Source organism: Myroides sp. C15-4, assembly GCF_050522745.1.
Classification (GTDB): domain Bacteria; phylum Bacteroidota; class Bacteroidia; order Flavobacteriales; family Flavobacteriaceae; genus Flavobacterium.
On sequence record NZ_JBMVQX010000013.1, the window covers coordinates 64,391 to 85,856 of the forward strand.

Sequence of the window (21,466 nt, forward strand, 5' to 3'; positions counted from 1 at the left end):
TACGATAGCACGCAAACGAAACAATGTAATGTCAAAATAGATAAAAAAGGAATGATCATTGCGATCATTCCTTTTTTTGTATCAGTTCCCCTTGTTTAAGTTGTAACGCCTGTTCTACAATGACCTCTGGATAGCCATAAAGCTGTAATAAACGAATGGCATTGGTCGTATTAGGTATTCCTTTTTTAAGGGTATAATCGAAATGCAACTGATTTTCGACATCAAAGATCTCACTAAAATAGTAGGAGGCATAAGAAGAATTGGCTAACAATTGTACCAGTTCTAAATCATGGGTAGATACCAGTATCAAATTTGTTGGGTTGTTTAAGTAGCGCAAAATCGCAGTACTCGCTGCAATGCGCTCTGCTGTATTGGTGCCCTTCAAGATCTCATCCAAGATAAATACGTTAAAATTACTGGTGACTGACTGATCTAAAAAGGATTTAATCGTGGCTACTTCTTTTAAATAGTAACTCGTTTGTTCCAGTAAATCATCCGTAATGCGAATGGAGGTCTGTAAACGACAAAAGGGAGCCTGAAGTGATTGGGCAAAGGCAAAACCCAATGTTTGTCCAAGGAGCAGATTGAGTGCTATAGTGCGAATAAAGGTTGTTTTTCCAGACATATTGGATCCCGTTAAGAGCAGGCTCTCGTTATTAAGCTGTAGATCGTTGGGAACGCAGTTTTCAACGAGTGGATGGTATATTCCTTTAGCATCAATACGTTTCTCCTTGTGGAAAGTAGGGGTGCAAGTGACAGTATTTACCTTGCAAGAGGCATTGCTTAGTGCTAGTTCAATCGCGCCAATTGCCATAAAAGCTTCGTGTAAATCTTGTTTGTTTTGATCTAATTTGTAAGCAAATCGTTGAAATAAAATAGATTCAATATTAAAGGTGATTTTTAGTAATTCGATGGGAAACCATACCAAAGTACTAATTTCATTGCCGTGTATAGGGTTGTCAAAACCGTGAGTTAGGCGAGTTAATCCTTTAAGCGTGGTAAAATAGGCTTTTCCTTGAATAAAGGGGTGGAAAAGTGGCGTTTTGGCTAGATTGACAAAGGCATAACGTATCTTTCGAAGCTGGGAAATCCCATTTTGATATTCGTATAAGCGAAACTTATTTTTATAGTGTATGATGAGATTAATCGGTAGGGTTAGGATAAATAGTACGCTGACTAATGGATACAACCACATCACAAGCAAGAGAACGATGTGGAGAAGGGATAAAGCCCACGCTAGAGTGTATTGCTTGTGTTGAGTTGGAAGGGGATGGGTAAATAAATAGTGAAAATAGTAGGTTTCATTCGCATTTAGTGGTTGTAAAAACGCATAGGCTATTTGACGTAATTCTGACGTTGTAGCAAATCCATCTTCTAGTTGTCTTTGTACATGCGTTAGAGGATTTGCATTAGGAGTGTGTAATTTGTTGTACAAATACTGTTGTCCAATGGGCGTAATTGTTCGATCGAGGTACATAAAGACTTCGTCTAGATCTAAATCGAGGTTCTCCTGATCTCCGATTTGTTGATTTGATGAAGCGATCTGTAGCATGGCCTCGCGATAGCGCTTAATTTTAACAAGGTCAAAATCTCCTGTTTTTGGACGGCCCCAGTTTTGTAAGAGCTGTGCATTGCGTTTCGCTCGAACCTGCTTATCGCGATGGTAACTCCATAAATAGAAACAAACGAGAACAATCAAAAGCGCAAGTAGCCAATTCATACACTAGTTTTTGATGAGTAATACAATTACAAAAGACTAAATATAGAAAAAAATAGTGGACTACTGCTTGCTATATAGGGATAACACGCATAAAAAAAGCGCTTAACCTCAAAGTGGCTAAGCGCTTTCGTTTATTGTATTGTGTTTGAAAACTATATGTTAAATGCTTGTTTAATGTCAGCAACACGGTCTAATTTTTCCCATGTAAATAGCTCCACTTCAACTTGTTTTGTTTCTCCTCCAGGACGTGTGAAAGTTTTAGTTACCACTTGTGGTTTGCGTCCCATATGACCATAAGCCGCTGTTTCGCTGTAAATCGGATTGCGCAGTTTTAGACTTGTTTCAATAAAGTATGGACGTAAGTCGAACAATTCATTTACTTTTTTCGCAATCTCGCCATCTGTTAGGTTTACTTTAGACGTTCCGTAGGTATTGACGTAAATTCCCGTAGGTTTTGCAATTCCAATCGCATAAGAAACTTGAACCAATACTTCTTCAGCAACACCAGCAGCAACAAGATTTTTTGCAATATGACGCGTAGCATAAGCTGCACTTCGGTCTACTTTACTCGGGTCTTTTCCAGAGAATGCTCCCCCACCATGTGCTCCTTTTCCTCCATAGGTATCAACGATAATCTTTCTTCCTGTTAATCCTGTATCTCCATGAGGACCTCCAATGATGAATACACCCGTTGGATTGATTAAGAATTCAATTTCTTCTTTCGACTCAAATAAGTATTGATATTGTGGGTATTTCGCTAATACACGAGGAATAAGAATAGCAATGATGTCTTTCTTAATTTGTGCCTGCATGGCCGTTTCAGCCTTCGCTTTCGCTTCAGTTGTTGCATTTTCTGGCTGAATAAAGTCATCGTGTTGCGTAGACAGTACAATCGTTACAATTCGAACTGGTTTATTGTCATCGTTGTATTCTAATGTCACTTGACTCTTTGCGTCTGGACGCAAGTAAGTTACTTCCTTATTTTCTCTGCGGATCACTGCTAACTCTTGTAGTAATTTGTGGGATAAGTCTAGCGCTAACGGCATATAATCCTCCGTTTCTGTTGAAGCATAACCAAACATCATGCCTTGGTCTCCTGCTCCTTGATCTTCTTTACTTGCACGCTCAACCCCTTGGCTGATTTCAGCCGATTGCTCGTGGATAGCCGATAAAATACCGCACGAATTACCGTCAAACATATACTCACTCTTCGTATAACCAATCTTGTTGATCACATCACGTGCAATTTGTTGTACGTCTAAATACGTTTTTGATTTTACTTCTCCAGCAAGAATTACCTGCCCCGTAGTTACTAATGTCTCACATGCTACCTTCGATTCTAAATCAAAAGCCAAGAAATTGTCAATTAAAGCATCTGAAATTTGATCTGCAATTTTATCAGGATGTCCTTCACTTACAGATTCCGATGTGAAGTAATAAGCCATATTGTATGTTTTTTAAAATGTTTAAAAAAGAGGAAATGGCTAAAGTGAAGATACAATATATTCTGCTTTAGCATTTTTTACCGAGGTTGCAATCAGTTCAAATTTTTCCTCCTATGAAATTCTTTGCAAATGTATTAACTATTTTTTAATCTAAACAAATTTTATCCTTTTTTATATTCTCCTTAACGATTATGTGATTACTACTAATCCAGAGGAAATATACCTTTATACCAATCAGATATGAAACATACTTGCGTATTAATTACTTAAAAAGTGTTATGTTTTTTTTAAATTGATAAAAATATAGTGGTTTATTGCTTTATTTACATTTTAAAAGCCATTTTTGGTTACATTTGTTTCGAAATTATTATCGTATTAATCGCGTAAAAATGAGACTACATAATATAGACGATCAAAAGTCAATGACACCGCAAATGGCGTTGTCTTTTTTAAAAGAAGGAAACAAACGCTTTGTTGAAAACCTTAAATCACATGCGAATTTACTTGAACAAGTAAACGAAACAAAAGAAAGCCAATTTCCTTTTGCTATTATCCTCAGTTGTATTGACAGTAGAACATCGGCAGAATTGATCTTTGATCAAGGATTAGGCGATGTATTTAGCACGCGAATTGCAGGAAATGTATTGAACGAAGACATTATTGGTTCGATGGAATTTGCTTGTAAGTTAGCGGGATCTAAACTGATCATGGTGTTAGGGCATTCTCACTGTGGAGCCATTACAGGCGCGTGTAAAGAGGTGAAATTAGGCCATTTAAGCAATTTATTATCCAAAGTGGACCCTGCGGTTGAACACGTAAAAAAATACTATCCAGACTTGGATATCAGGTCAAAAGAAGGGGTGGATATGGTTGCTTTTTACAATGTCGAATACACCATTAACCACATCTTAACCAAAAGTTCCGTTCTTTGTGAGATGTATGAAAAAGGTGAAATTGGTATTGTAGGTGCTTTTTATAAAGTGGAAACAGGAGAAGTGGATTTCGTAAAAGAAATGTTTGTTGAATAAAAGCCAAAGTTTTGAAACACAACGAATTTTATAAAAAAATATTAGAAAATAACAAAGCTTGGGTAGAAGAAAAACTAGCCATTAATCCAGAGTATTTCAAGCGTTTATGTCACAGACAAACGCCACCCGTTTTGTGGATTGGATGTTCCGATAGCCGCGTACCCGCGAATGAGATTATTGGTGCTGAACCAGGGGATGTATTCGTACACCGAAATATCGCCAATATGGTGATTCACTCCGATATGAATATGTTAAGTGTCTTGGATTATGCTGTCAATATCCTCAAGGTAACCAATATCATCGTTTGTGGTCACTACGGATGTGGTGGGGTTGAAGCAGCCATGAAAAATGAATCCTACGGATTGATTGACAACTGGATTAGACACATTAAAACCGTTTACCGCTTACACAACGTTGAGTTAGATGGTATCGATGATACAACCGAACGCTTTAATCGCTTTGTGGAACTAAACGTACAAGAACAAGTCTATGATTTAGCCAAAACATCAATCGTACAAGGGGCTTGGGCACGAAATCAAGACCTGAGTATTCACGGATGGGTGTATGGACTAAATTCAGGGTATGTAACCGATTTAGAAGTAAACGTAACAAATAACCAAGATTTAGACGAAGTATATCAACTTCGCTTCAAAAAAATTTAATTCACATCCAAATTCTCATTAAAAGAAGAAGGGAGGAGTGAAGGAATAAATTTTAAAATAATAGGCAACAAAATAGTACCTCCGGGTAACATAAATATAGCAAGAGAAGGAATTGTTTTAATCACCTCTAAGGTTTGTTTCTTAATCAATTTCTTTTCTTGACTATCTAAATTGCGATGGGTGGAATCCATCAGTAATTGCATTAATTGTTTGTTCTTTTGCAGTTCTTTCAGAATGCGTCCTTTGTTTCTTCCCACTAAAAATTCCACGTAATTCGTCGAATTATTAATCATATTGTTGAACAAATTAGACGATTTTAAATATTCGTAATGGTAGTCGTTTTGCTGTACAAAAAGCATAAAACAGCTGCTACTATCCTCTATTTGCTCTGCTGAAAAAGACAAACGCTCAAAAGGAGCAACGGAAAAATCAGGTAAATGAAGCGTTTTCGTCTCGTTATTCCACGCGCTACACATCACAATATCCAACAGTAAACTCGATTCTAAATAGGAGGACTGAACTTCCATAATCTCATCCGTAGCGAAGTCATTGGATGCATCTACCAAGTGAAGGTCTGCTGTTTGGTGTTGGGTGCGATTTAAAATATCTTGAATGAGATCTTCGATATATACATGGTATAGATTCGGGTGAATCTTACCTGCCAAGTAGGTTTCAAACGTCAAGAAATAGATGGAAAGGACCAATAAGTTGAGGACAATATTGTTGCTTTTCGATTGAGAAAAGAAACTTTCTTTCCATTTGATAGCAAACAAATGCTCTAATCGGGCATAGGTATTTTTATCCTCAAATAAGCTGGTGAAGAAGTTGGTTTTATGTGGGACAAAAAGCTGATAAAAATCGAGTAAAGCATCGATAAACGCATCCGTGGTATGACTAGGGTAGTGGAAAAAGTAAATTTTTTCCAACAGCTGTAAAAAACAAATTTTAGCTAACTCTTCTTGAGTATACTTAAATGTGGTATAAATCTCAGGAAATGCACAGCCGTTTATTTTGCCAAAACTAAAACCAAGCGTTCTAATTTCATGTGCTAATTCTGCCGCATTTGTCGCTTGGAATATCGCGTATTTATCGTGCTCAGCGAAGTATTTTTTTATCCAGCCAGTTGTTGATGGGTTCATAAATACCAGAAACTTTAAATGATGAAGGAAAAGAAATAGCAATTGCTATTTCTTTACCATTTAACTTGTTTTTCAATTGCCTTGATCATTTCAGACGCAATATCTTTATTTGTTGCTCCTTCAATTCCCTCTAAACCAGGAGAGGAGTTTACTTCTAACAATAGAGGTCCTTTAGCTGAGCGAATGATATCTACTCCCGCTACTTTTAGATTCATCGCTTTAGCTGCGCGTATCGCAATGCGCTTTTCTTCAGGCGTAACCTTGATGATTGAAGCCGTACCTCCCAAGTGGATATTCGCTCTAAATTCACCAGGAACAGCCTCGCGTTGAATTGCAGCAACAACTTTGCCATCCACTACAAAACAGCGAATGTCCTTTCCGTTAGCTTCTTTGATGAATTCTTGAACTAAGATGTTGGCATTTAAGCTTTTGAATGCATTAATAACACTTTCAGCAGCTTTCTTCGTCTCTGCTAACACAACACCTTTCCCTTGGGTTCCTTCTAATAATTTGACAATAAGCGGACTACCGCCTACCATTTTAATCAAGTCATTTGTATCCAAAGGAGAATTGGCAAATCCAGTTGTGGGAATATCAATCCCGTGATTTAATAACAGTTGCAGTGAAAATAACTTATCTCTCGATTGAGCAATAGCCGCAGCACTGTTTAAACTGTATACTTTTAAGGATTCAAAATGACGTGTTAATGCACAACCATAGTAGGTCATACTCGGTCTAATACGAGGAATGACTGCATCAAAATCATTTAAAACACGTCCACCTCTATAGTGAATTTCAGGTTGATTGGCATCCAACTTCATATAGCAGTATTTTAGATTTAAGAAGTGCATTTCATGTCCTCTTAATTCACCTGCTTCAATGATGCGTTGATTGCTGTATAAGTCTGGATTGCTAGCTAATAAGCCAATGCGCAAGCCACTTTTCGCTTCTTTGGGTTTGTTGTAATATTCATCTAACTTTTCTACCGTCGGTTGACCGAGTAAAAAGTGTTTTTCAGGATCTACCAAAATACGACCACCCATGGCTTCTCTTCCCAATAACATGCGATACCCCATGGAGTCTCTATTGGTTAGGGTTAATTCAATATCCCAAGAAGTTTCACCCAAAACAAGCGTAGTTTTAATCACATAGCGAGATTCTCTAGAACCACTAGAGCTCTTGACGATTCTTTTATCTACCATTTTGGCCTCGCAATGAATGATGGTCTTGCCATTATTTTGCAAAGGATTTACATCAAACTTGACCCATTTTTCACCGTCTTTTTCAAAAGCGCTAATGTTTACTGCATGCAAGGCAGAAGTCTTTGCTCCAGAGTCCACACGGGCTTTAATTGCTGGGATATTTAATGTAGAGAAAGAACACCATTCTTCACTACCTACAATGAGTTTATCTACCATTATATTTAATTATTCAAATGCGAAAGTACTACTTAAAAGTAATTAGTCGTATTGTATAAAGATAAAAAAATAAATAATAACGTTTAAATAACAAGGAAGAAAGCTTTAGTGCTTCAACCACTAGTACGAAAAAGGAAAAACCTGCTAATTAGCAGGTTTTTTTGTTTTTATTTTGATGGTTAAAACTTCTCCAGTGTCTTCTTTTGGTGCGTCCAAAGTAATGGAGTCACCAACAGTTAACTTTGAGTTTACAATTTCTTCCGCAATAGGGTCTTCGATGTACTTTTGGATCGCACGTTTCAATGGACGTGCACCATATTGTTTATCAAAACCTTTTTCTGCAATAAAATTCTTCGCTTTATCCGTTAGGATTAACTTATATCCTAAATCGTCAATGCGTTGGAATAATTTAGCCAACTCAATATCGATAATTGAGTGAATGTGTTCTTTTTCTAAAGAGTTAAACACAACAATATCGTCAATTCGATTTAAGAATTCAGGTGCAAAAGCCTTTTTCAATGCCGTTTCAATAACCGATTTACTGTGTTGATCCGTTTGTTCTTTACGCGCTTGCGTACCAAAACCGACGCCTTGTCCAAAATCTTTCAATTGACGTATCCCAATGTTAGACGTCATGACAATGATCGTATTTCTAAAGTCAACCTTACGTCCCAAACTATCCGTTAGATGTCCATCATCGAGTACTTGTAAAAGCATATTGAAGATATCAGGATGTGCTTTTTCGATTTCATCGAATAAGATCACGCTGTATGGTTTTCTGCGTATTTTTTCAGTCAATTGTCCCCCTTCTTCATATCCAACATAACCTGGAGGCGCTCCAATTAAACGAGAAAGCGCAAATTTCTCCATGTACTCACTCATGTCGATACGGATTAAAGCATCTTCTGAGTCAAAGAGTTCTTTTGCGATTACTTTCGCTAACTGGGTTTTACCAACACCTGTTTGTCCTAAGAAAATGAAAGAACCAATCGGTTTGTTCGGGTCTTTCAATCCCGCTCTATTGCGTTGAATGGCCTTGGCAATTTTACCTACCGCCTCATCTTGGCCAATTACTTTCCCTTTAATAATAGCAGGGAGGTTGGCTAATTTATTGATCTCTTTTTCTGCAATTCGATTAACTGGTATGCCCGTCATCATCGATACCACATCTGCTACATCGTCTTCCGTAATGACAATGCGGTTATCTTTAACGTCTTTTTCCCAAACTTCTTGGGCAATTTCAAGCTCTTTTTCGATATTTTTTTCTTTATCTCTAAGATTTGCAGCTTCCTCGTACTTCTGCTTTTGAACCATCGCATTTTTACTCTCGCGTACCTCTTCCAATTCTTGCTCTAAGTTGAGAATATTCTCCGGAACGTGAATGTTAGTAATGTGAACACGAGACCCTACTTCGTCCAAAGCGTCAATAGCTTTGTCTGGTAAGAAGCGATCCGTCATATAGCGATTCGTTAATTTCACACAGGCATTAATCGCTTCATCCGTATAGCTCACATTGTGGTGACTTTCGTATTTGTCTTTGATATTGTGCAAAATAATAATCGTTTCGTCAACCGAAGTAGGTTCCACCAATACTTTTTGGAAACGGCGTTCTAGTGCGCCATCTTTTTCAATGTGTTGTCTAAACTCATCTAGCGTTGTAGCACCAATACATTGAATTTCACCTCGTGCCAATGCGGGTTTAAACATATTAGACGCATCGAGAGAACCTGTCGCTCCACCTGCACCAACAATGGTGTGAATCTCATCAATGAATAGAATGATATCGGTATTTTTTTCCAATTCATTCATCACGGCTTTCATTCGTTCCTCAAACTGACCTCTGTATTTTGTTCCTGCTACTAAGCTCGCCAAGTCAAGCGTTACCACGCGTTTGTTAAACAACACACGCGATACTTTTTTCTGTATAATTTTAAGGGCTAATCCTTCAGCAATAGCCGATTTACCCACACCAGGCTCACCAATAAGCAACGGATTGTTTTTCTTTCTACGGCTCAAAATCTGAGAGACGCGCTCAATCTCTTTCTCACGACCAACCACAGGATCAAGTTTACCCTCAATTGCCATCTCTGTTAAATCTCTACCAAAATTATCCAAGACAGGAGTCTTGCTCTTTTTATTCGGTAGGTTACCTTGCGTGTCAGCTTTTTTTCCAGAAGAACTGTCATTTTGTCCTGATTCTTCGAAAGTTTCTGCTTTGGGGCTATGGAAAATATCTTCGCTATCCGATTCTTTCTTCTCATCCGAAAGAAATTCAACGTAGTATTTTTTTACATTTTCATAGTCTACGTTCATCTTATTTAAGATCTGAGTAATCGGATCTTCATTGTTCTTTAAGATACAAAGTAAAAGGTGAGCCGAAGTAACTTCAATATTCTTGAATACTTTGACTTCCAAATACGTCAAGCGCAACGCTCTCTCTGCTTGTTTTGTAAGATATAGTGATCCTTTCTCGTTTACAGCTGTTTTTGTAGCAGAATAAGGTGTTAAGTTCTCAACTTTATGTCTTAAAAAGTCCATATCCACCTCTAAATTTTGGAGGATAGTCGATGCTTCACCCTGCTCAATTCTCAATAAGGCTAACAAAAAGTGCTCCGTTCCTATAAAGTCATGACCTAGACGCAATGCCTCGTCCTTACTAAAGGAAATAACATCTTTAATTTCTTGTGAAAAATTTTCGTCCATATTAACTGAATTTAGGTGATTATTTGTTTCTATAAATATAGTAAAGGCAAAAAGCATACCTAGGTCTCTTTTATTGCCCTTCTGTCATATGCTAATTGACAAAAAAAAACTGGTAAATAAAAATATTAAGCCTTGTTTTTTTTCATGCTATAGCGACAAAATGAATGCCAAACAGGTAAATTATTCCTTAGTTGAGGAAAAAAAATATAAAAGTCTATTGGGAGTTCTGTTGGTTGTAAAGTAGGGTATTATTGTTAATTAGGCTGTAAATAAATTAAAAATAACAGTTTTTTGGTTAAATGATGGGTTAAATATTATTTTATTGAGGTTGAGGAAAAGAGGATCTTGATTTATTTTAAGTAAAAATTAACTAAATTTAAAGATATTGGCTATTTATTAAGGATATTTTATTATTTTAGTCCATCATTAATAGCCTGTTTCGGCCCAGTTTAGATCAATCAAAAACATAAGTTCATTGTATGAGGAATAATCGATTTTTTCAATATACCTGGACAGCATTGCTGTTGTTTAGTTTTGGTGTTACCCAAGCATCTGAAGTATATCAACAAATAGAAGATCCTGTGAGGTCTACTTCATTGGACGACCCCAATAGTATCTGTTCACAGGTTTTTACTCAATTGCCTTTTATTGAACTCTTTTCCGAGCAATCACCTACTTTGGGCTGTTGGCGCGTGCTAGATAAAAATAGCGATGGTATTACCTGGGAGTTTCCCCAGTTAAATAGTACAAGAAATGGAGATGTAGGTATAATCGTTAATCCTAGTAATCCCCAACCTGATGACTGGTTAATTTCGCCCCGAATTCGCGTAAATGGAAATCAAAGACTTCGCTTTTCCTACAAGCAAATTACACCGGTGAGACAACCACCCCTACCTCGAACGATGTCTAATATTCAAATCCGAGTAAGTAAATTAGGAAGTATACATAATTCCTATTTGGTGGAAGAGTTCGTTTATGAAATTACACCTATACTGTTGTATTCAGATAATCCTGGTTTTATGGAAGTGATATACGATTTAGTAGATATCCGTACAGGTATTCCAATTTCAGGAGATATCAATATTGGCTTTCATATGGTTGGATACCAATATGGAGAAGAAGGAATGAATAATTATTTATCGCTCGATAATTTTGTTGTAGAAGATATTCCAGGAGTAGGCGCAATTAAACCTCCTGTGGATCTTCCTTATGAAACAGGATTTGAAACCGAGACTCCTTTTAATATATGGAACGATTTTACGGATCAGTGGACCATCGGTACTGCTGTCCACAATGGAGGAGAAAATGCATTGTACATCTCAAATGATGAAGGAGTACACAATGATTATACCTTAGGGATAACACAGGCTTCTCATGCCTTTATGGATTTTAATTTACCTGATGATCGCGATGCGTTAAACATCGAATTCGATTTGCGTTCACTGGGATTTGAAGATGATCTAACAAATGACTATTTTAAAACAGGATTTATCGTGCGGGTTTTTTTAGCTGATGAACATCAGCCTGTTGCGCGAATTCCTTATTTTCATTATAGGCGAAACGTAGATGGGGGATGGTCATCCCCAGTAAGTGTAGGTAAAACTCTTTTTGAGGATACGGTATTGAAAGATCCGCCTGCAAACTTTGAACGACTCCAGCTCAGTATTCCATGGGAACCTGATTTTGAAATGCCAAATTATCCATACGATTACTTAAGAGGAAATGTTGTTCGAATAGATTTTGAATTTGTTAGCGGAATAGAGGAAGAAAAGCGTCAAGCGGTGGCAATAGATAATTTAAATATCTACACTTCTTGTGACCTTGATGTAGAAAGCATTGAAACGAATCCAGATGGACCTCGTCCTTTTCTTATACTTGATAATGAACCAGATACTTTCACGACGACATCGTTTATAATTGAAGATATACGTATTATCGATGCGGTTTACATGGCAATGAATCCGCGTCCTGAGCGTGGCTCACGAAGTTTGTTGGGCTTTCGTTTTGATATGATTATTTCTCCTGTTCCTGTTGCAGATCCTGACAATCATCCGTTTACCTTCACTAGTCATTATGGACCTTTTAGTGCTAGTGGCTTAGATCCCATGATTCGAAATTATCATGTTTACTTTAGACCTTTGTGTATTTCGGGTACAGGAGATGTAACTTATGGTGATTGGGATCATGCTATAGTAAGAAAACCGCAAGCTCCTGCTGAGTTAACATTTTTAGATGGGTTTGAGGATATGTTTTCCGATCATTGGGACCTAAATATGTGGCCTAATCCTAATTGGCCTATACTATTACAAACTACGAATCCCAATACCTGGTGGATCGGAGATGCAGTTTCGTTTGCAGGTGATAAAGCACTGTATATTTCGAATGATGAAGGTGAAACATACCAGTACTCAACCACCGTAAACTCCTCAGAAGCGACAAATGCATATGCTGCGAGAATGCTAATTATTCCTGAAGATGCTGTAGAAACCTATGTATCGTATTATTATCAAATTCAAGGAGAATTTAGAGCGGATCAACCTCGGGATTATTTCTATAATCGGATCAGTTACTTCAGACGTGTCGTAGGAACCGATGGAATACCAAGAAATAATCCGGAATCTCAATTAAGAGGTAGACCTTTTTATGTGGATTCCAATGGTTGGCAAAGAGAGGTAAACGTAATGGATGTAGAAGAACCCATGCGAGATCATGAACAGAACCCTTATGTATTTTTTCATTTTGGGTGGATCAATGATCAACAAAATGGAGCCCAACCTCCTGCGGCAATTGATAAGGTAAAAGTCATGGCAAGTAGTTGCTTTATGCCAACTAGTGTGGACGCTAATTTTATAGAAGGCACAAATAACGTTGAACTTTCTTGGACTCCTCGTGGAGAAGAAACACAATGGGAAGTTTTTATTACAGAACTAGGTGAGGATGGACCAGAGCCCGAAGATCGAGGTACTTTGGTAACAGACAACCCTTCGTATATCGTGAATAATGTAGAAGAAGGAAAGTACTTTATTTTTTACGTAAGAGCCGTATGTGGGCCAACTTTATATGAACGAAGCTTTTGGCAAGGACCTGGTGAGTTTTTCTATTCCCAAGACACCACCTGTTTAGGGATTTCGAAAGATGAGTTAGATCTTCCTACCAATGAATCTGGAGAGTATATCATTTGTGATGATACTTCAATGCAAACTACGTTAAAAGTTGATTTTAGCGATAGTCGTGGAGCAGACGATTACTATTATAAAGCCATCGATTATGCACCATTATACCCATTTGTCGATACAGGTAGTACTGAAATAATAGGTGATGATACGTGGTCCAATGCAATAGATTTAGGCTTTAATTTCTGTTTCTTTGGCAATAGCTATACGAAGGCCTTGTTAACGACTAATGGGGTGATGTCTTTCAGCATTGATGGAGAGACAGAACACGGACTTTATACCCCTCTAGGAGAAAGTAGTGGGGTTTTAGAAAAAGAATTGACCAATGGAACAGTGGAAGATGCGCCATTTGTTGATGCCATATTTGGTGCGATGCAGGATTTAGATCTGGCTAATTCACCTGCCGATGCTTCTGTAAACTATAAAGTATATGGCGAGTTTCCTTGTCGAACTTTTGTGTTTAATACCTATCATGTAGCACTGCAAGGAGAAAACTTTGACCCAAATAATATTGAAGGAACCACGCAAACTTCTCAGATTGTGTTGTATGAAAACACCAATACGATTGAGGTGTTTATTAAAAAGCGACCTATTGCAGGTTCAGGTAGCGAAACTAATAACCGAAAAAGTGTGATTGGAATTATTAATCACGATGGCTCAGAAGCAAGGTATCCATTCTATAGAAATACAGGGACGTGGAGAGCGACAGAAGAAGCTTGGCGATTTGTTCCTAAAGGAGAATCTCTTGCTGAACTGCAATGGTATAGAAATGGCGAAGCGTTTGCTACAACACCTACGATAGATGTACTGATTGACGACACAGTTGAATATAAAGCGGAAGTAACCTACCGTTTATGTGAAGGTAATGAGGTTGTATTAGAAGAGAGCTATCAGTTTATCAAAGAAGATTTTGATGTATCCGCTATTCCAGAGGTGCAAGTTTGCAGTAATAAAATAGATCCAACAGATGTAGCAACGGTTGAGATAGAAGCGTATACAAATCTCGTTCTGGATCATATTAACGGTACTACTGCAGATTATACGGTTATCTTTTATGAAGCCGCAGATTTAGAAGATGTTGTTTTCGAACCTTTTCAATTTAGAGGAAAGAAGACGATTTATGTAGAAGTAACGAGTAATTTAAGTGGATGTAAGCAAGCTGGAACAGTGACCTTTGTTCAACTTGATCCAGTAATTATTGCTACACTTCCTCCTGTGGAAATCTGTAAAGAGTACATATTACCTAAGGTGGAAGAAGGAGCAGCCTTTTATACGAAACCTTTTGGTGAAGGAGATCGCTATGAAACAGGACAAGTATATAATCAATTAGGTTTGTCCGAATTATACGTCTATAAAAAGACAGCGGAAGGATGTGAAGGACAAAGCGTCTTTAGCCTTTTAATTCACGAAGAAGCTATTGCTATGCAAATAGAAAATCAAGAATTAGCCTGTGAAACTTTTGTATTGCCTCCACTTCCGAAGTACAATCGCTATTTTACTAGACCCCACGGTAAGGGAATAGAGTTACAACCTAAAATGGAAATTCTAACACCTATGGAGATCTTTATCTATGCTAAAAATGGATCAGAACGCGTACTTTGCATAGATGAGAGCCATTTTACAGTGAATTACGATGAATGCCCATTACCGAAGGGAATTTCCCCTAACGGAGATGGTCTAAATGATGTGTTGGATTTGAGTAACCACGGTATTACCCAAATCAAGATTTTTAACCGAGAAGGAGTAGAGGTTTATTCTCATGGTCATGGATATAAAAAACAATGGTACGGACAAAATAGTTCAGGTAAAATGTTGCCATCGGGAACTTATTTCTATGTACTAACTTCTCATGGAAAACAACGTACCGGATGGATACAATTGATGTATTAAGAAAATAGATAAATCAGATAGATCCTATAACAAGGAGCGTAAAGCACCTTGTTTGTAGATAACTAAGAATTGCGGCTGTGTTAGTTTTTTATACCTAATACAACCGCAATTTTTTATGCCTTCGTCAGTTATTGTTCTCGAATAAGAACAAAATAAAAGAAGGTATAGCTACTAGTGCAGATAAATTTGGGTTTATGCCAAATATTTTCGATGAATTAGGGTTATTTGGTTAAAATAAAAGAGTAGATAGGGTATGTATAAAAGTAAAAGAGGATTCTATTTTGTTTTTTTAAGTAAAAATTAACTAAAATTATTAAATCCAGCTGTTTTTTAAGAATGTTTTATTATTTTAGTGTGTTGTGAATGGAAGTCGTTTTTAGGTTATATATCAATAAGGGTAATTAGAAAATTATATGAGAGATAATCGATTTTTAAACTATATTATAGTAGTACTACTTCTGATGATTGGAGTGGTGCAAGCTTCGGAAGGAACTAAAGAGGTGAATAGCGATCAAGCCAGCCTTCAAGGATTACAAGATCCACCTCTTGTTTGTACAGATGTAATCACACGCCTGCCCTTTGTTGAGCTTTTTTCCATCGAATCTCCTACAGTTCACTGTTGGAGAATCGTAAATAATAATCACGATGACGCGAGATGGAATATTCCTTATAACACATCAAGTACAACGAATATTAGGGCTACGATGCCTATCCGCATTACAGATGCTTCTCCTGATGATTGGCTTATCTCCCCAAGAATTAGGGTTAATGGACATCAACGGGTGCGATTTACGTATCATATGTCTACCACAGTAGAAAATTACCTACACAATAGAACGATGTGTAATATGGAAATCCTCGTAAGCAAGTTGGGTAGTATTCACGATAATTTTTTGATCGAAGAGTTTGTCTATGAGGTGACTCCTATTTTGTATTATGGGGACCTTATTGCAGGTTCTTATCTAGAAGTAATCTATGATTTGGTGGACCAACGTACGCAACTTCCTATTAGTGGGGACATCAACATTGCTTTTCACTTGACGAGTTGGCTCAGTGGAGATGATACCCTCTATTTGGATAATGTAATTGTAGAGGATATACCTACTCCAGGGGCCATCAATCCTCCTGTTGGTTTACCTTATGCTACTGATTTTGAGGAAGAAACTCCTTTTAATTTTATGAATGATGTTACCAATACCTGGGCTATTGGATCTGCAGTGAATAATGGAGGTGATCAGGCGTTGTATATAACCAATGACGGTGGAGTAACCAATGATTATACGTTGAATCAGACGGAGTCCTCTCATGCGTTTATTGATTTTAATCTTCCCGCTAGTCGAGATGAAATACATGTCGAATTTGATTTGAGGTCCATCGGGTTTGATTTTGAACATTGGAATACGTTCAATAAAACGGGATTCCTTGTTCGTTTATTAGATGCGACTACCAATCAGCCTGTTGCAACCATTCCTTATGAACATTATAATCAAAATAGAGGTAATGGGTGGGATGAGTTTAATTCTCCCATTTTTAGAGATAATCAATTGCTAGAAGAACCAGCAGAATTTAGAAGAATACACCTGACTATTCCCTGGTCAAATACGGCACTACACAACCCCTTGAGGGGAGGAATTGCTAGGTTAGACTTTGAGTTTGTTAGTGGGCAAGATGAAGAAAAGCGTATCGCTATAGCCATTGATAATTTAAGTATATATCAAACCTGTGATATAGATCTCGAAAGCAGGGAAGTAAATCCCAATGCCCCTCAACCTAGACTGGATGTAAATAATATAGCGACTACGACTACCTCTATTGCTATACAAGATGTATTGATTGAAACTAGTGAGGATACTACTCGTTCTTTGGTCTCTTGGTGGTATGATATCATTCTTTCCACTGTACCTTTAGAAAATCCAGAGGATCACCCACTTACATTGGAATCGGTTTATATGGGAAGAATGTTTAACGATTTGGATCCTTGGATTAGAGATTATTACATTTACTATAGACCGAAATGTCTAGAACTAGATGGTACGTCTACGTATGGAGACTGGTATTCTCAGAAGGTTAGAAAACCTCAAAATCCTGCTGAATTGACATTTTTAGAAGGTTTTGAAGACTTTTATTATACAGATCATTGGGATATCTCTTCTTCCACTGGTGATGGTAATGGTAATGCGCTGAATAAATGGCATGTAGGGGAAGCCGTTTCCTTGACGGGAGATAAGGCCCTATATATCTCGGATGATTTAGGGGAAAATTATCATTATACTACAATGATGCCCAATACTAATACATCTAGTATTACTAGGAAACTGATTATTCAAGACGATGCTGTGGAGCTTTATGTCTCTTATAATTATCAAATAGAAGGAGAATTCAGAGAAGGTTTGGCCAGAGATTATTTTAATAATTCATTAAAGTTCCAAGTGAGTGAAACGGCTTGGCGTCAATATTCCATTGGTCAATTTTATTATGTTGAATCTGATGGTTGGCAAAGAGAAGTGATTGTTACGGATCTTATGGAAAGAATGCCAGAAGGAATAACTGATTTTATATTTACTTGGAACAATGATGAACAAAATGGTGTTCAACCTCCAGCAGCCATTGACAATTTAAAAATCATGGAAAGCAACTGTAAGCGACCGCTCGAGTTAGAGGCTAACTTGATTGAAGGTACGCAAAATATAGAGCTTACCTGGGATCCTCAAGGGGATGAAACCCAATGGGAGGTGTTTATTGTTGAGCAAGGAGGAGTAATGCCCGAACCTGAAGATCGAGGTATTTTAGTAGAAGATACGCCATCTTATCTTATCAACAATGTGGAAGAGGGGGTATATTTTCACTTTTATGTGCGAGCGGTTTGTGGAGAAACACAGTATGAACACAGTTTTTGGGAAGGTCCAGGGAATTATTTTTATTCCATCGACACTCCTTGTGTCGCCAGTAGTAAAGAACCTATTGATGTACTTATGAATGACGCTGGAGATTATATCATCTGCGATGATTCTTCGTTTACTGTGGATTTGAAGGTTGCTTTTGGCGATAGTCGTGAAACGAGTGATTATTACCCTAAAGCAATTGATTATGCGCCTATATATCCATTTGTCGATCAAGGAAGAACCGAAATTACAGGAGACGATATGTGGTCCGCAGCCATAGACTTAGGGTTTGATTTTTGTTTTTATAATCAGACATATAACAAAGTATTACTCTCTACCAATGGGGTGATGTCTTTCAGTATTGAAGGAGAAACAGCAGTAGGTCAATATACCCCTAATGAAACGAGTAGTGGTGTTTTAGAAAAAGAATTGATCGATGGAACAGTAGAAGATGCCCCTTTTGTAGCAGCAATCTATGGGGCAATGCAAAACTTAGATCTAGCAAATTCACCTGCCGATGCTTCTGTAAATTATAAAGTATATGGGGAATTTCCCTGTCGTGTTTTTGTATTCAATATTTATCATGTGGCTTTGGCAGGAGAAGCTTATAATCCGCTTGCTATAGAAGAAACTACGCAAACTTCTCAGATTGTGTTGTATGAAAGCACCAGTACCATAGAGGTTAACGTTAAGAAAAGACCTACAGCGGGAACAAGCAATGAAGATAATAATAGCAAAGGTGTTATTGGAATTATTAATCACGACGGATCAAAAGCAAAGACTCCCTTCCAAAGAAATACAGGTAGATGGAGAGCAACAGAAGAAGCTTGGCGATTTGTGCCTAATGGAGAGTATCTTGCAGATCTTCAATGGTATAAAGGTGATGTTGCTTATGCGAAAACCCCTTCAATAACTGTTAAAATTGACGATGAGGTAAAATACACAGCAAAAATTACCTACCAGTTGTGTGATGGCAATGAGCTAGTATTAGAAGAATCGTATAATTTTATTAAAGAGGACTTTGACGTATCTGCTATTCCTGATTTTAAGGTTTGCAGTAATAAAACAGGCCAAATAAATGTCGCAACGGTTGATGTAGAAGACTATGTTGCCTCAATTATGGATCATATTAACGATTCGATTACAGATTATACGGTTATCTTTTATGAAGCTGCAGATTTAGGAGATGTTGTTGCCGAACCTTTTCAATTTAGAGGGAAGAAAACGATTTATGTAGAAGTAACAAGTACCCTGAGTGGATGCAAACGAGTGGGACCTGTGAGCTTTGTTCAACTTGATCCAGTAATCATTGCAACGCTTCCGCCTGTAGAAATCTGTAAAGAGTACATTTTGCCTAAGGTGGAAGAAGGAGCAGCCTTTTATACGAAACCTTTTGGTGAAGGAGAACGCTATGAAACAGGACAGGCATACAATCAGTTAGGTCAGTCCGAATTATATGTTTATAAAAAGACAGCAGCAGGATGTGAAGGACAATCTGTCTTTAGCCTTTTAATTCACGAAGAAGCGATTGCTACGCAAATAGAAAATCAAGAATTAAGCTGTGAAACTTTTGTATTGCCTCCACTTCCGAAGTACAATCGCTATTTTACTAGACCCCATGGTAAGGGAATAGAATTGCAAGCCGGAATGGAAATTGTAACGCCTATGGAGATCTTTATCTATGCTAAAAATGGATCGGAACGCGTACTTTGCATAGATGAGAGCCGTTTTACAGTCAATTACGATGAGTGTCCACTACCGAAGGGAATTTCCCCTAACGGAGATGGTCTAAATGATGCGTTGGATTTGAGTAGCCACGGTATTACCCAAATCAAGATTTTTAATCGAGAAGGAGTAGAAGTTTATTCACACGGACGTGGTTATAAAAAACAATGGTACGGACAAAATAGTTCAGGTAAAATGTTACCATCAGGAACCTACTTCTATGTACTAACCTCTCATGGAAAACAACGTACCGGATGGATACAACTGATATATTAAGAGAGAATAAAATAGTATACAGTAGCTAAACTAGTTACATCGTATTGCTTAAAAAATGGCCTATAGCAGATTTGATTCGTATGCTATAGGCCTTTTTTTCTCGTAAAAAGTAAAAAAACAAATTCATGTACTTGTACATAATGAGAAAGACTATTCCCCTCGGTTATTTTCGATAAATTGATACTTGCGTTGTTTGCTTTTCCATCGGTCTTCCGCATATTGACGCAAATCGACAATTTTATCCTTTTCATCTATAATTTCAAAGCCTAATAAGGTTTCTAAAATATCTTCTAGGGTCAAAAGACCTTGAACTTCCCCGTATTCATTGGTAATAATAGCAATGTGTTCATGCTTTTCCGTTAGTTTACTCCAAGCTTCGACTACACTCATACGTTCGTTAAATTGAAGGATATTCCGTTTAAACTCTTTTAAGGGAATGTCAAATTCATCTGCAGCTAAATGTTCAAAAATGGTATCGCGCAATACATAGCCTACTACGTTTTCCGATTGCTCACTGTAAATGGGAATTCGAGAAAAATGAAGTAATTCTTTTTTGCTCAAAAATTCGAACAATTTAGTGTTTTCATCCGCTTGAATCATCATAATACGAGGAGTGTGTATTGTGGAAACAGCGACGTCTTTCAGCTTGATTAAGTTTTGAATAATTTTTGTCTCTTTGCCGTTAAAAATACCTTCTTGCTCGCCAATTTTTACTAAACTAGATAGTTCTTCTCGGCTAATACTAGACTCTTGTTGTTTTTTACTCAGGCGCCTTGTTAGGAAAGAAGCAAGTAAAACCAATGGATAACAAAGTACAACCATGCTTGATATAGCTGTTGCCGTTGGCGCGTATAAGGTCTTGTAATAGTTCGCGCCTAAAGTCTTAGGTATAATTTCCGTTAGCACTAAAATACACAAGGTTAAAACAGCTGAAATAACGCCAAAGTAGGCTTCACCAAAAACAGCTGTAGCTTGAGCACCAACACCAGCAGCTCCAACCGTATGCGCAATCGTATTTAAAGCGAGAATGGCAGAAAGTGGTTTGTCAATGTCCTTTTTCATGTGTATCAAAGCTTTCGCTTTAGGATCTTGCTGTTCAGCTTTTGAATGCAAAAAGGAAAGAGGAGTAGAAAGTAATACAGCTTCAGCTATCGAACAAATGAAAGAAACCGTTAAGGCTAAAAATAAATAAACGAATAATAAACTCATGCAAAAAATAGTATAAGCACAATAGTATTATTTTTTAAGACTTAGGTAAGGAGAATTTTACTCAAACACAGAAAATGTACGCTGAAGCAACAAGAGAAACTAATGAAGTTGATGAGAAAGAAATTCAAGGAGGAAATTCAAGGAGGAAATTCAAGGAGGAAATTCAAGGAGGAAATTCAAGGAGGAAATTCAAGGA

At 37.4% G+C, this 21,466-nt stretch carries 10 protein-coding genes; 4 read left to right on the plus strand and 6 right to left on the minus strand.

The genetic code is table 11. The features are described from left to right. Positions 1 to 64: 64 nt before the first annotated feature. Together ACPDHL_RS08035 and metK are read right to left on the minus strand one after the other, a co-directional pair. Entirely contained in the window at positions 65 to 1,720 is a 1,656-nt protein-coding gene (locus ACPDHL_RS08035; protein ID WP_430532259.1) for a MutS-related protein, read from the minus strand. A 152-nt stretch (positions 1,721 to 1,872) separates the two neighbouring features. After that, positions 1,873 to 3,165, minus strand: a complete 1,293-nt coding sequence (metK, locus tag ACPDHL_RS08040) for a methionine adenosyltransferase (protein ID WP_430532260.1) — start codon at positions 3,163 to 3,165, stop codon at positions 1,873 to 1,875. 389 nt (positions 3,166 to 3,554) lie between these two features. On the opposite strand from metK, the gene ACPDHL_RS08045 reads away from it, so the two are divergent. Next, on the plus strand, positions 3,555 to 4,193 hold the full coding sequence (locus tag ACPDHL_RS08045; RefSeq protein ID WP_430532261.1) for a carbonic anhydrase family protein: 639 nt from the start codon (positions 3,555 to 3,557) through the stop codon (positions 4,191 to 4,193). 11 nt (positions 4,194 to 4,204) lie between these two features. Continuing rightward, a complete protein-coding gene (gene can / locus ACPDHL_RS08050) occupies positions 4,205 to 4,855 on the plus strand; it encodes a carbonate dehydratase (RefSeq protein WP_430532262.1) in 651 nt (216 codons plus the stop codon). Here the strand turns inward: can and ACPDHL_RS08055 are convergent. From ACPDHL_RS08055 to ACPDHL_RS08065, 3 genes are all read right to left on the minus strand, one after another. Continuing rightward, on the minus strand, positions 4,852 to 5,994 hold the full coding sequence (locus tag ACPDHL_RS08055; RefSeq protein WP_430532263.1) for an LETM1-related biofilm-associated protein: 1,143 nt from the start codon (positions 5,992 to 5,994) through the stop codon (positions 4,852 to 4,854). The two genes, can and ACPDHL_RS08055, sit on opposite strands and share 4 nt — an antisense overlap. Positions 5,995 to 6,047: 53 nt before the next feature. Further along, the gene (gene rimK / locus ACPDHL_RS08060; RefSeq protein WP_002985675.1) at positions 6,048 to 7,412 is read right to left on the minus strand and encodes a 30S ribosomal protein S6--L-glutamate ligase; all 1,365 of its coding nucleotides are present in this window, start codon (positions 7,410 to 7,412) and stop codon (positions 6,048 to 6,050) included. A gap of 144 nt (positions 7,413 to 7,556) precedes the next feature. Then, on the minus strand, positions 7,557 to 10,115 hold the full coding sequence (locus ACPDHL_RS08065) for an ATP-dependent Clp protease ATP-binding subunit (RefSeq protein WP_430532264.1): 2,559 nt from the start codon (positions 10,113 to 10,115) through the stop codon (positions 7,557 to 7,559). Positions 10,116 to 10,594: 479 nt separating this feature from the next. On the opposite strand from ACPDHL_RS08065, the gene ACPDHL_RS08070 reads away from it, so the two are divergent. Both ACPDHL_RS08070 and ACPDHL_RS08075 read left to right on the plus strand, forming a co-directional pair. Continuing rightward, positions 10,595 to 15,178 (plus strand): gliding motility-associated C-terminal domain-containing protein, encoded by a 4,584-nt coding sequence (locus tag ACPDHL_RS08070; RefSeq protein WP_430532265.1) that lies wholly within the window; start codon positions 10,595 to 10,597, stop codon positions 15,176 to 15,178. A gap of 413 nt (positions 15,179 to 15,591) precedes the next feature. Continuing rightward, positions 15,592 to 20,061, plus strand: coding sequence for a gliding motility-associated C-terminal domain-containing protein (locus ACPDHL_RS08075; RefSeq protein WP_430532266.1), 4,470 nt, complete (start codon positions 15,592 to 15,594; stop codon positions 20,059 to 20,061). A gap of 150 nt (positions 20,062 to 20,211) precedes the next feature. Here ACPDHL_RS08075 and ACPDHL_RS08080 read toward each other — a convergent pair whose 3' ends face one another. Next, positions 20,212 to 21,270: a CNNM domain-containing protein gene (locus ACPDHL_RS08080; protein WP_430532267.1), complete on the minus strand. Its 1,059-nt coding sequence runs from the start codon at positions 21,268 to 21,270 to the stop codon at positions 20,212 to 20,214. Between the last annotated feature and the right edge of the window lie 196 nt (positions 21,271 to 21,466).